The sequence below is a fragment of the Arachnia propionica genome, from assembly GCF_037055325.1.
Taxonomy (GTDB): domain Bacteria; phylum Actinomycetota; class Actinomycetes; order Propionibacteriales; family Propionibacteriaceae; genus Arachnia.
Map to the genome: position 1 here is coordinate 2295291 of NZ_CP146373.1, position 12148 is coordinate 2307438.

The window sequence follows — 12148 nt, forward strand, 5'->3', positions numbered from 1 at the left end:
TCCTTCCGGGAACGCGGCTGGTTCGTCGCACAACAAAGGACCCGCGTCAAATCACGGGCACGATTGCAGAGCAGGGCAACAAACTACTATAGGCTACGAGAGCTCCGGAAGCAAGCCAGGAACCGAAATCACCTCATCAAACATGGTAGCGGACCATGAGACATGTGCAACGTGGTCAGTCCTGGCCTCGGAACTTCACGATCACCTGCACCAGTCCAGCCCATGACACCCGGCCAACCATCCACCCACAAGCCACGGCTTTCGCTCCAGATCCACCAGCCCGCTCCCTGCGCGTCATGGGACATGGATTGCGACATCATCGCCGAGGCCAGGCACGCAACAGGTCATGGAACCCGACGACGGCGGTCAACAGCCTCAGCGGCCCGATCTCCCCCACTCTGTAGTCACTGGAAGCGACGAACCTCCTCCTCAGCGTGGAATCGCAACGCCCTAGCAAGACGCGCAGCTTCAGCCCGTGCAGCGGATTCGAGGCCACGGCTACTCGCCCCGCGCCGGTGAGCATCGGCGCCACGCAGCGGGCATTCTCCACCGTGGTACGCGATTTCTGCTCCAGGATCACCTCACCGGCGAACCCGAGGCGGCGCACCTCCCTGGAGAGCAGTGCAGCCTCTGACACCCCCGCGCCCGCCGGATCGCCTCCGCAGGCCAGGATCCGACTTCCCGACCCGTAGCGACGGGCTGTCCTGACCGCCACTCGAGCCCGCCAGCAATTGACGACATTGGCCCGCGCCGGGTTCCGGTTGCGAAAACCGGGCAACACGACCGTCACCGCTCCTTCCGGGGACGCAGTCAGCAGCTGCGCCGCAAGGGCCTCCACCAGTTCGGCGACGCCCCAGGCCAGCAATCCGAACCCCATCAACCTCCGATGTCGCACCATGCCCTCCGACGATACAGCCCGCCCCATCGGGTTCCTTCAAAGACGAATGGCCCACCCCGTTGGGGTGAGCCATTCGAAAATGCAGTGCCGTCGAGGCAGAAATCACTTGAGCTCGACGGAACCACCGGCGGCCTCGAGGGCAGCCTTGGCCTTCTCCGCGACGTCCTTCTCGACCTGCTCGAGAACGGGCTTCGGGGCGGACTCCACCAGATCCTTGGCCTCCTTCAGGCCGAGGCTGGTGAGGGCGCGCACCTCCTTGATGACGGCGATCTTCTTGTCGCCACCCGAGGCAAGGATGACGTCGACCTTGCCAGAGTCGGCTTCCTCGGCGGCACCGGCATCGCCACCGCCTGCGGCGGGGGCACCGGGGACCACGGCGGCAACCGGGGCAGCGGCGGTGACGTCGAAGGTGTCCTCGAACAGTTTCACGAACTCGGACAGTTCGATGAGGGTCATCTCCTTGAAGGCGTCAAGGAGTTCTTCCTTGGTGAGCTTCGCCATGATGGGCGTTCCTTTCGATCAAGCATCGCAAGCAGTCACGCTGCGACGGATTTCTTTTCCGCAGCGGCTGCTGCTCAGGCCTCGTCGGCCGGGGTGACGTCGCCAGCAGCGGCGTCCTCGTTCGTGGTTTCGGCAGCCGGCGCCGAACCGGCTCCACCGATCAGGTCCGGGTTCTTCTCGGCAGCGCTCTGTAGCGCACCGAGCAGACGGGCACTCTTCGACAGCGGAGCTGCCAGGGTGCCGGCGGCCTTCGCGAGGCTGCCCTTCATGGCGCCAGCCATCTTGGACAGCAGGACCTCGCGGGACTCGAGGTCGGCAAGCTTGAGGACCGCCTTGGCGTCGAGGAACTTGCCCTCAAGAACGCCTCCCTTGATAACCAGGAACGGATGTGCCTTCGCGAAGTCGCGCAGCCCCTTGGTCACCTTGGCGATGTCGCCGGTGATGAAGGCAAACGCTGTGGGGCCGACGAGCGTCGATTCGATACCCTCGATGCCCACTTCCCTGGCCGCGAGCAGGGCCAGAGTGTTCTTCGCAACGGCGTAGGTGGCACCATCACCGAGAGACCTGCGCAGATCCTGCAGGTCCTTGACGGTGAGACCACGGTACTCGGTCAGCACCACGGCCGCGGAGTCCGTGAACTTCTGTCCCAGCTCCGAAACCTTGGCAGCCTTTTCCGGCCTCGCCATTGGGTCTCCTTCCATAACTGTTGTCGCCATCGACCCCAGGAAATGAAAGAAACCCCGACGCCGGTGGCGCGGGGCGGGCAGGAACGACGCCTGCTGGCTTGCGGTCACCTGCGCGGGCTCCCCACGGAGAGGAATTGAGACTTGCGTCACCTGCGGTCTTCGGCTCGAGGAATTCTAGGTGACAATCCGACAGCTCACAAATTCAGTCTTCGGACTCCGCGCCGATCAGCGGGCAGCCCGACCGCAGATTCCGGACGTCCGTCGCCCGGCCTCGACGCACCCGGTTCGCTGAGCCACGGGCACTCACCCCACAGGAACCCATCCATACGATCCCGAAGCCCCGGACACTCGAGGGTATTGGCACGGGCAATCGCACCGGCTATCTTTGAGACACTGTGTTGCAGGAGATTAAGCATGCCTAATAAAGACGGAATGGGCAACGTATTCCTATCGAAATCTGGGGGGCGTGCGACGTGGCTTGTCGGCGCCCTCCGGATTGGATCCGCCGCATTCACGGGAACGACCCTCGCGATCATCGGGCAGGCTTGGGGGAAAGCACTCGACGAGCAGCCCGTGGAGACGACAACCTGGCTGTGGACCGGGTTGACCGCCATGGTGGCCGCGTGCTGCGCCTTCGCTGAGGTGCTCCTCGGCGGCTGGTCGGCCCGCCAGGAGGAACGCCGCCTCAGGGCCCGACTGCTGGATGCCCATTTCCGTGCCGCCGTGCGTCCCGCCGCCCCAGCCGACGATTCCGCGACACCACCGACCCGCGCCACCTCCAGCTCCCGACCTCGGCACGGTCGCAGGCACCGCCGCCCCACCGCTACGAGCGCTCCCTCCCCCGCCCAGCTGGTGACCCTGATGACCGACAACGCGGAACGCATGTCCGAGTACCGCCAGGTCTACCTGGGTGCGACTCTCGCGGCGTCGGCCATTCCTTTCCTCACCCTGGCCTACGTCACCTCCCTGGATCCGCTGCTCGGTCTCGGGATCATGGCCGCCTGCCCCCTGGTTCCCCTGGCAATCTGGGGATTCATGCGCTTGTTCCGCAAGGTCTCGGCGGCCTCCCGCAAGGAACGCGGCCGCCTGGCCGTGCAGTACCTGGATGCGTTGCGCAACCTGATCCCCATCCGCCTGTTGAACGCGGGCAGGCGGACCGAGGAACGGCTGCGCGCTCAGGGCGAGACCAACCGCCGGGCCATCATGCGGTTGCTGGCGGGCAACCAGGTGGTGATCATCGTCCTCGACGGTGCTTTCTCGTTGCTGCTGATCTGCTGGTCCGTGCACCTGATCGGCTCCCGCCTCGCGGCGGGTGCGATCACGCCGGGGCAGGGCCTCTCGGTGGCCTTGCTGCTGACCCTGATGCTGGAGCCCCTGGTGCAGGTGGCCGGATTCTTCTACATCGGCATGGGCGGGATGGCCTCGCAACGCGCCATTGGCCAGCAGCTGTCGCACATCCCCGCCGAGCGTCCCACCGCAGCCTCCGGGGCCGCACCGACCGAATCCGCCATCAGCCTGCAAAACGTCCACCACGACTACGGTCGCGGGCCCGTCCTGAACGGTCTCGATCTCGAGGTGCCGTACGGGGCCAAGGTGGCGATCATGGGTCCTTCCGGGGCGGGGAAATCGACGCTGCTGTCGCTGCTCCGCGGAACTCTGCCTGTCCAGCGGGGAGCGGTCGTGCTCGACGGCCGGAACCTGGGGGCACTCGAACCGGAGCAGGCCTGCCGCATCTCGGCCTGCGTCGCACAGTCCACGTGGCTGTTCTCGGGCACCGTCGCCGACAACTTGCGCATCGCAAACCCCGGCGCCACCGATGAGGAGCTGTGGGAGGCCCTGTGCCGCGCCCATGTGGCCGATGAGGTGGCGCGGATGCCGCAGGGCCTGAATTCCGACGTCGGTGAGCGCGGGCAGCTGATCTCGGGAGGACAGGCTCAGCGCCTGTCCTTGGCCCGGGCCTTCCTGTCGGGACGCCGCATCCTCCTGCTGGACGAACCGACCAGCCAGGTTGACGTGGTCTCGGAGGCGGCCATCATCGATGCCTTGGCCGAGATCGGCCCCGACTGGACGGTGCTCGTGGTCACCCATCGCCGTTCCCTCCTCTCCATCGCCGACGCGGCCCACGAACTGCGCGACGGCGTTCTGCTCCCCCTCGACATGGCGGTCGCCCGATGAACACCCCGAGCACCTATGGACTGATCCGTTGGCTGACCAGCATCACCCGCCCGGTCCATCCACCGCTGCTGGTTTCCTCCGTGCTGCGCTGCGTCAACCTGGGGCTCGAACTGGTGCTGTTCGGACTGGCCGGCCTGCTGGTGGCGTCCTTCGCATCCGGCCATCCCGTCGGTGGGCTGCTGCTCTGGATAGTGATGGTCGCGCTGGCCAAGGCGCTGGCCCACTACGCGGAACAGTTCACGGGTCACTACGTAGCCTTCAAGGTCCTGGAATTGCTGCGGGGTCACGCCTTCGCGTCGCTGTGGCCGAAGGCACCAGCTGTGGTGCTCCGGAACCGTTCCGGCGACCTGCTGCCGACCCTGACCCGCGATGTGGACCGCATAGAGGTGGTCTACGCCCACACCTTCGCACCTTTGGTATCGGCCTTCGTGGTGCCGATCGCCGCCCTAGCGACGGTGGGTTCGCTGATCGGCTGGGACCTGGTCACGATCCCAGCGGTCTGCATCGCGCTCGCGTTGTTGGCGGTGCCCTTCGTGGGACTGCGGCGGTCGCTCCACTCAACCGCTGAAGGGCTGCGGCTGCGTGGACAGCTGACCGCGCACGCCACCGACTCCGTCTACGGAATCGACGAGGTCCTCTCCTACGGCCACCAGCGCAGCCGGATCGAGGAACTCGACACACTCGGCTCCCAGGTGCGCGATGCCGCGATGCCGCCGCTGGTCTTCAAAGGGCTGCGGCGCGGCGCGAACCTGGCCCTGACCCTGATCTCCGCGACCTCGATCGTGTGGACCGGAATCTCGGGACACACCGATCCGCTGGTGGTGGCGGCTCTGGCCGCAGCGTCGCTGCGCCTGTTCGAGGGGCCGCGGGGTGTGCAGGACGCCGTCGGATACCTCGATCACTCGCTGAGCGCGGCCAGGCGACTCTGGGGGCTCTGCCACGCACCCAAGACGGTTTCGGACGGCCCACAGGAGCTGCATCTAGAAGCACCGCCGAGCATTGAGTGGCGCGACGTCGACTACCACTACCCGGGTGCCATGCCCGGCAACCTTGCACTGTCGGGGATCTCGGTGACCGCGAACGCGGGCAGATGGACAGTGTTCGTCGGCGCCAGCGGATCGGGCAAGTCGACGGCCGCGCAGCTGCTGCTCCGCTACGACGAGTTGGCCGGCGGTGACATCCTGATCAATGGGATCTCCGTGCGCGACTACACCCTCGACTCCCTGCGCCGCACCATCGTCCTGGTGCCGCAGCGCGGGCAGGTACTGGATGCCACCATCGCCGAAAACCTGCGACTGGGTGCCCCCGATGCCACCGACGAAGACCTGTGGCATGCCCTGGCGGTCGCCGAGCTGGCCGATGAGGTACGGGCCATGCCGCAAGAACTCGCAACCCGGACGGGCCGCGACGGGCGGGAGCTCTCGGGCGGGCAGCTGCAACGCCTCTGCCTGGCCAGGGCACTGCTAGTGAAACCGCGGGTACTGGTGCTGGACGAGTTCACGGCCAACCTGAACATCGACCTGGAGGCCCGCATCCGGGCCAATCTGGAACACGCTCTCCCCGGGTTGACCGTCATCGAGATCACGCACCGCCTAGAGCACCTCGACTCGGCGGACCGGGTCTTCGAGTTCGACCGGGGAAAGGTTACCTCCCGGACCGTACCGCGGTGAGCGCTGATCGCGGTCCCCGTTCAGCAGCCGTGATTGCCAGCCACGGAGCCCGTCACCCAGCCGGAACCCGAGAGATGTCGACCACGGCGACCTCCTCGCCACCATCGTCAAACACCACTGCCTGCTCCCCCAGGTCCACCATCGAGTAATGTCCCCGACCGGCGAGGAAGTGCCAGGCCACCCGTTCCTCGCCCTCGTGGATGAACCCCGGATCCCCGGCGGTGATGCACCCCAGTTCCATTCCCTGTTCCTCACAGATGACATCGATGATGCGGGCGTAGCGGGGTTTGTTCTCCTCGGCGAACCGTTCCCGTTCCGCGAGCCGGGCCGCCAAGTCCGGGATGGTCCGGATGATCCCGGCCAGGTGAGCCTCCAGGTGTTCCAACCAGATCGCCTCCACGTTGAGGTGGTTTCTGATGAAAGCGGAGTTCAGCTCGATCAGATCCTCGGCGCCGTTGAGTTCGGAAAACCTGTCGGAAAATTGCTCGAAGGGATCCGCGGACTCGAAGAGCCCCCCGTCGAGGAACGCCCGTTTTTCCTCTGCATCCTTGGCCTCCCACCTGGCCCGCAGCTCTGAGAACAGCTCGGCGTGCCCGGTGGCACCGAGCAGGGGGAGAGCGCGGGTGATGTGGTCGAGGACCTGGTGATCGCCGCCGCAGTTGAACATGAACTGCGAGATCCCTCCGTTCATGACCTCCGCCAAGTAATAGTCGACGTAGTAGGAGCCGAGCGCATCAGGACTCAGCTCACCGGGCTCCGCGCCCTCTTCGAGCAGGTAGTTGACCACGGAGATGTTGGACTCGATGACGGCGTACACGTCGCTGTTCCTGATCGACTCCTGGGATACGACAATGTGGTCGACGAGCATGGGATTCCTTCCGATCGGAGCAGCATGCTAGCGGTTTCAATCAGAAGGGTGGGCCACGCACCGGAACCCTTCGTCTGTTAGGAAGGAGTCATGCAGGATTCCCTCCGCTTCCCACCCGACCCGTTCGTCATGGAAGGCTTCTACGCCACCCCACCAGTCATCGACGTGGATGCTTGGCGCGAGTATCTGTCCCGCGAGTTCGGCCCCACGGATGTCATCGGCGAGGGTGGGCCTCCCACCTTTTTCGCCTTCACTGAGCACCGCTTCGACTACGAGGACCGGTCAGGGGTCCCGGCACAGACCTTCCTCGCCACGTCCAAAGACTCCCCCGACCTTTCCGCCTACGAGACGGCGCTCCAGCAGAGCTGGGACTTCCCCGACATCAAGGACGTACTGCCTCGGGGCCGTCACACCCTGTCCACCTTCGAATTCCTGGCCCGCTCCCTGGCCTTCGAGGACCGACTGCGGCTGTTCCGCACCCTCACCTCGGCCCTGGTGGAACTCACCAATCCCATCGCGCTGTATTCCGGCGCGGCAGACGCTTTCTTCGAACCTCGGCACTGGCTGGAGGTCCAACACGAGGACCACACCTACTACGGTTTCTTCAACGTGCGGTTGTTCAGGATCAGCAACAGCGACGACAATTCCCTGATGGACACCCGTGGTCTGGGTATCTTCGGCGTGCCCGATCTTCAGTGCCATTTTCGAGGGCTCGATCCTGGCGAGATCGCGAGGCTGCTGTATAACACCGGCACCTACGTGATGCACGAGGGCGACGTGATTGACGATGGCCACACTGTCCCGGGCATCCAGGAGGGGAGCCGCTGGCGCTGCCAGCACGAGCAGGCCATGGTCGGCCCCGACCGGGAGGTCCTAGACATCTGCCCGGAGGCCCCCTACGCCGCAGGAAACCGCACCCCCTGACGAGCCACTGTCCCGGATCAACGGGCTCCGGTAAGCCCCTCGTCGAGAGAGTTCCTCACACCAGGCTGACGGGTTTGATAGGGTCGCGCGGTTTGGTCCGCATGAGCTCCACGCCGTCCTCGACGTGCTCGATCCCGGTGAAGCGGTGAGTGATCATCTTCTCGGGGTGGATGCGTCCACCCCGGACAAGGGTGGCCATCCTGTCCACGCGGTTACGGCCACCAGGGGCAACCCGCCGACGAAGTGCTTGTGGCCCATGCCCACCAAGGTCGCCTCGCGGCTGATCTTGATGTTCTCGCCCTCTCCTAGAGAGTTGACGTTCGCTACCCGACCGCCCACCTTCAGGATGTCAAAGGTCCGCTGGAAGGTGCCCAGGTCTCCCCCGGCGACGATGACCCGGTTGATGCCCTGGCCCTTGGTTGCCTCCATGATTTGTTCAACGATCCCGCCCTCGCGGTAGTTGATGATGTCAATTGCGCCGTATTCCTAGGCGACCTCGATGCGCTTGGAGCGCGAGCCGACGGCGAACAGGCAGCCCGCACCGAGAACGGACGCACTGGCCACGGAAATCAGCTCACCGAATCGATTCCGATGATTACTACGACGTCACCGGGTTCGATGTTGGCGAGCTTAGCCCCGTGAAGCCCGGTGGTGACGATGTCGGATAGCATCGCGCCGACCTCGGGGGAGATCCCCTCCGGCAGGTGGGCCAGGTTGCCGTCGGCGTCGTTGACGTGGATCAGTTCGGCGAAGACGCCGTCCTGTGATGTTGGAGAACTTCCAGCCGTCGAGCGGAACGCCGGAGTGCATGGCGTAGGTCTCCTGGGCGGCCGCCGAGGACCAGTCGGGGGTGATGGCGGGGATGATCACCTGGTCGCCAACCTTGAAGTCCTCGACCATGGATCCCACTTCAACGACCTCACCGACCGCCTCGTGGCCGAGCATCATGTTGTGGCGTTCCCACGCCACCCTCGTAGACGGTGTGGATGTCAGAGGAGCACGGAGCCAGGGCGATCGGACGGCAGATCGCGTCCATCGGCCCGCACTTCGGGTCCTCCTTCTCAATCCATCCAGCCTCGCCGATCCTGAGCATCGCGTAACCCTTCACTTTGCCTTCTTGCACTGGGTTCGAACGATCCGGTGTTTGCTTTCTCAAACAAGAGATCACCTCACTGGTCCGACGACTATGCCGCCCAGCCGCCTGCACCACTTTTCGTCGGGCCACCTCCGCTTCAATCATTACAGCGTGGTTCTTTGGCGGTAACCTTTCACGTCATATTTCCCGATCGGATTTGGGCCGGGATCCAGGTCGGAAAGCAAGAAACTTTTTCTCCCGGGACACTGTGAGCAACCCACGAGACAAGGCCCCGGCACGGACATCTCACGGGTGGCTCAGCGATGGTAGAGTTCAGTGATCCGGTCCAGGTGGGTCAGCAGCCTGGTCCTGATCTCGGTCGGCGCCTCGACGCGGACGCCAGGGCCAAGGCGAAGCAGGATCGTGAGCGCGTGGAGATCGTCCATGAACTCCAGACGCGCGGGACGCCACTTCCCCGCGGGCGGATCGTCGCCCAGTTCGGTTTCGTCGACACGGATGGCCCACTCCCGGGCATCCTCCCACCGATCCGCCCGGAGCCACCCGGTCACGACCACCGGGGTGAACCGCTCGAAGAAGCGGGCACGATGCCGCTTCCAGGCCGCGGCAACATCCACCGCATCGTCCGCGCAGGGCGTTGCGAGCAGGGTGGCGGTCCGAATGCGAGCCACCTTGAGGAACCGCATACGCTCGTCGCTGGTTGCGCACAGGTACCAGTCGCTGCCCGCGCTCACCAGCCCGTGCGGCTCCACCACCAGATCCTGCACGACCGCCCGGGGCGACCGGTAATCGAGACGCGCCTTCTTCCGCGCGAACACGGCTGCCTGCACCGTCGCGAACGCCTCCCCGGGTTGCAGGGCATCAGGTTGGGGCAGCCAGCCGTTCGGGTCAATCACGATCCGCGACGCCGCGGCCGCCGTCCGGTTGCGATGGGCATCCGGGACAGCGGCGAGCAGCTTGCGAACCCCCGAAACAAAGGCTGCACTCAATCCCATCGCGTCAGCACCCCACGACGAGAGCGCCGCGAACAGCGCCCGGCTCTCATCCCCGCTCAACGCGGTCACATCGGTGCGATACCCCGATAGCAACCTGACCCCTCCCCCGGGACCGCGCTGGCAGTACACCGGGACCCCGGCAGCCGACAGCGCCTCCACGTCCCGCAGAATCGTGCGGCGCGAGACCTCCAGTCGTCGCGCCAGTTCCCCGGTCGAGAGACCGCCGTGGGCACGCAACAACCAGATCATCGACAACAACCGATCCGCCCTCATGAATCCGAGACTGTCACACGAACATGACAGGAGATGTCACCAACGGCCCGTACCTTCTCAGGCGACAAACCGGATCCCGAGCGACAAGGAAATCTCTCATGACGATCTTCACCCCGACCAGCGTCATCCTCTACGTCGAGGACGTGAATACCAGCACTGCGTTCTATCGCCGGGCCCTCGGCGAGGAACCCGTCGAAACCTTCGAGGGCTTCGCGGTTTTCGCCCTGACCGAGGATGTCACCCTCGGCCTGCAGGCCCGCGACGGCATCGATCCGGAGGCCGTGGGTACCCCGGGCAGCGTCGAACTTTCCATGAGCAACGCCACCCGCGATGACGTCGACCGCCTTCACCGATCCTGGAGCGAGCTCGGCTTCCCCATGGCCCTAGAACCCACCGAGCTCGCCTTCGGCTACACCTTCGTCGCCACCGATCCCGACGGGCATCGCCTCCGCGTCTGCGCCACCGACACGACGAGCCTGTGACGGCGTCACTACACCCCACGAACCATCCTCCGACTTGAGCTGACGTACCCCGATACGCCTCCAGCTGCCCAGCATCACGCATCAAAAGGACATTCATCCTGCTGAATGTCGATTAGATCACCTGCTGGATGTCGAGTAAGGGTGGTCATGTATCTTCGGCGCACCGTGGACGAGCTGCTGGACACGTTCCTCCCCCAAGCGCCCGCCATTGCGCTGGACGGGGCGAAAGGGGTCGGGAAGACCGGCACGGCGCTTCAGCGTGCCACGAAGGTTTTCCTCTTGGATCGCCCAGACCAACGCGCCCTCGTCGAGGCCGATCCCGACGGAATCCGCCGGCCGGGAACGACGCTGCTCGATGAATGGTCCCGGATGCCCGAAGTCTGGGATCTCGTGCGCAGGGAGGTGGACAACGAAGCAGGTCCGGGCAGTTTCCTGCTCACTGGATCCGCCACCCCCGCCACGGCGCAGGGAACCCACAGCGGCGCAGGGCGCATCCTGTCGCTGCGCATGCGCCCCATGGCCCTCCACGAACGTGGGCAGCTCATCCCCACCGTCTCACTCACCTCCCTGCTGGCGGCAGAACCACCCTGCTCGGCCGAGATCGAAGGCCACACGTCGTACTGCCTGGCGGACTATCTGGACGCCATCGCGGCAAGCGGGTTTCCCGGCATCATGGGTCTTGGTCCCGACCTGCGAACCGAACAACTCGCCACCTACATCCAGCGCGTGATTGATCGTGACCTGCTGGATCTGGGCTATGGCGTGCGCCGGCCCGAAACACTGCGCCGCTGGCTCGCGGCATACGCCGCCGCATCCTCGACCACCACCAGCTACTCCAAGCTTCTTGACACCACTACCTGCGGCGACGGCCAACAACCGACCCGGGACACCACCCAGACCTACCGTGATCACCTCACCCAGCTCTGGCTGCTCGACCCGGTTCCTGGTTGGAGCCCCAGCCGCAACCCCTTCACCAGATTGCAGCAGGCGCCGAAACACCAACTGGCCGATCCCGCCCTGGCGGCCTCGCTGCTGGGCGCGACCGCCTCCTCCATGACCACCCCTCGCCATTCCCACCTCGCCGGCCCCTTGTTCGAGGCCCTCGCCACCCTCACCGTGCGGGTGGCCGCCGAGGCGGCACGGGCCCGCGTGGGCCATCTGCGCACCCGCAACGGCGATCACGAGATCGACCTGATAGCCGAGACCCGCGACGGGCGCATCGTCGCCATCGAGGTGAAACTGGCCGCCTCGGTGACGGACCCGGATGTTCAGCACCTCGTCTGGCTGGGCTCCCGCCTGCCCCAGGACGTGGCCGACCTGGTGATTCTCACAACGGGAACCACCGCCTACCGGCGGAGAGACGGCGTGGCGGTGATCCCCCTTGCGCTGCTCGGGCCGTAGGCACACCGCATCACGCCTACGTCCCGAGCACCTGCCCAACCTCCCTCGATCACGACGCCGGGCACATTTCTTGCCAGCCACCGGCGAGCCTGCCGAAGCGTTGCACAAAGGCCAGCAAACCTGCGGGATCGATCACAGCGAAACGACGATCTGCGTCACAGCAAATCTGCGGTTTCGCCGTC

General features: G+C 65.4%; 12 protein-coding genes. 5 read left to right on the forward strand and 7 right to left on the reverse strand.

Annotated features, from left to right (window positions below; genetic code table 11):
• Nucleotides 1–316: 316 nt before the first annotated feature.
• From V7R84_RS10660 to rplJ, 3 genes are all read right to left on the reverse strand, one after another.
• Nucleotides 317–898: a YdcF family protein gene (locus tag V7R84_RS10660; protein ID WP_338568785.1), complete on the reverse strand. Its 582-nt coding sequence runs from the start codon at nucleotides 896–898 to the stop codon at nucleotides 317–319.
• A gap of 102 nt (nucleotides 899–1000) precedes the next feature.
• Nucleotides 1001–1399, reverse strand: a complete 399-nt coding sequence (rplL, locus tag V7R84_RS10665; RefSeq protein ID WP_338568786.1) for a 50S ribosomal protein L7/L12 — start codon at nucleotides 1397–1399, stop codon at nucleotides 1001–1003.
• Nucleotides 1400–1473: 74 nt separating this feature from the next.
• A complete protein-coding gene (gene rplJ / locus V7R84_RS10670) occupies nucleotides 1474–2085 on the reverse strand; it encodes a 50S ribosomal protein L10 (protein ID WP_338568787.1) in 612 nt (203 codons plus the stop codon).
• A gap of 432 nt (nucleotides 2086–2517) precedes the next feature.
• On the opposite strand from rplJ, the gene V7R84_RS10675 reads away from it, so the two are divergent.
• Both V7R84_RS10675 and V7R84_RS10680 read left to right on the forward strand, forming a co-directional pair.
• On the forward strand, nucleotides 2518–4260 hold the full coding sequence (locus tag V7R84_RS10675) for an ABC transporter ATP-binding protein/permease (protein ID WP_412728121.1): 1743 nt from the start codon (nucleotides 2518–2520) through the stop codon (nucleotides 4258–4260).
• Complete coding sequence (locus V7R84_RS10680; RefSeq protein ID WP_338568790.1) at nucleotides 4257–5930, forward strand: ABC transporter ATP-binding protein; 1674 nt, start codon at nucleotides 4257–4259, stop codon at nucleotides 5928–5930. The genes V7R84_RS10675 and V7R84_RS10680 overlap by 4 nt, the downstream gene beginning before the upstream one ends.
• 52 nt (nucleotides 5931–5982) lie before the next feature.
• Here the strand turns inward: V7R84_RS10680 and V7R84_RS10685 are convergent, their stop codons facing one another.
• A complete protein-coding gene (locus V7R84_RS10685; protein ID WP_338568792.1) occupies nucleotides 5983–6798 on the reverse strand; it encodes a DUF4375 domain-containing protein in 816 nt (271 codons plus the stop codon).
• A 90-nt stretch (nucleotides 6799–6888) separates the two neighbouring features.
• Here V7R84_RS10685 and V7R84_RS10690 point away from each other — a divergent pair, with 90 nt between their 5' ends.
• Nucleotides 6889–7722, forward strand: a complete 834-nt coding sequence (locus tag V7R84_RS10690) for a DUF4261 domain-containing protein (protein WP_338568794.1) — start codon at nucleotides 6889–6891, stop codon at nucleotides 7720–7722.
• Nucleotides 7723–7875: 153 nt separating this feature from the next.
• On the opposite strand, the gene V7R84_RS10695 is transcribed toward V7R84_RS10690, so the two are convergent.
• From V7R84_RS10695 to V7R84_RS10705, 3 genes are all read right to left on the reverse strand, one after another.
• Nucleotides 7876–8151, reverse strand: a complete 276-nt coding sequence (locus tag V7R84_RS10695; protein WP_338568796.1) for a hypothetical protein — start codon at nucleotides 8149–8151, stop codon at nucleotides 7876–7878.
• 201 nt (nucleotides 8152–8352) lie between these two features.
• A complete protein-coding gene (locus V7R84_RS10700) occupies nucleotides 8353–8691 on the reverse strand; it encodes an alcohol dehydrogenase catalytic domain-containing protein (protein WP_338568799.1) in 339 nt (112 codons plus the stop codon).
• Between the two features lie 423 nt (nucleotides 8692–9114).
• Complete coding sequence (locus V7R84_RS10705; RefSeq protein ID WP_338568802.1) at nucleotides 9115–10083, reverse strand: helix-turn-helix transcriptional regulator; 969 nt, start codon at nucleotides 10081–10083, stop codon at nucleotides 9115–9117.
• A gap of 98 nt (nucleotides 10084–10181) precedes the next feature.
• On the opposite strand from V7R84_RS10705, the gene V7R84_RS10710 reads away from it, so the two are divergent.
• Both V7R84_RS10710 and V7R84_RS10715 read left to right on the forward strand, forming a co-directional pair.
• Nucleotides 10182–10565, forward strand: a complete 384-nt coding sequence (locus V7R84_RS10710) for a VOC family protein (protein ID WP_338568804.1) — start codon at nucleotides 10182–10184, stop codon at nucleotides 10563–10565.
• A gap of 147 nt (nucleotides 10566–10712) precedes the next feature.
• Nucleotides 10713–11966: an ATP-binding protein gene (locus V7R84_RS10715; protein ID WP_338568807.1), complete on the forward strand. Its 1254-nt coding sequence runs from the start codon at nucleotides 10713–10715 to the stop codon at nucleotides 11964–11966.
• Nucleotides 11967–12148: the final 182 nt, after the last annotated feature.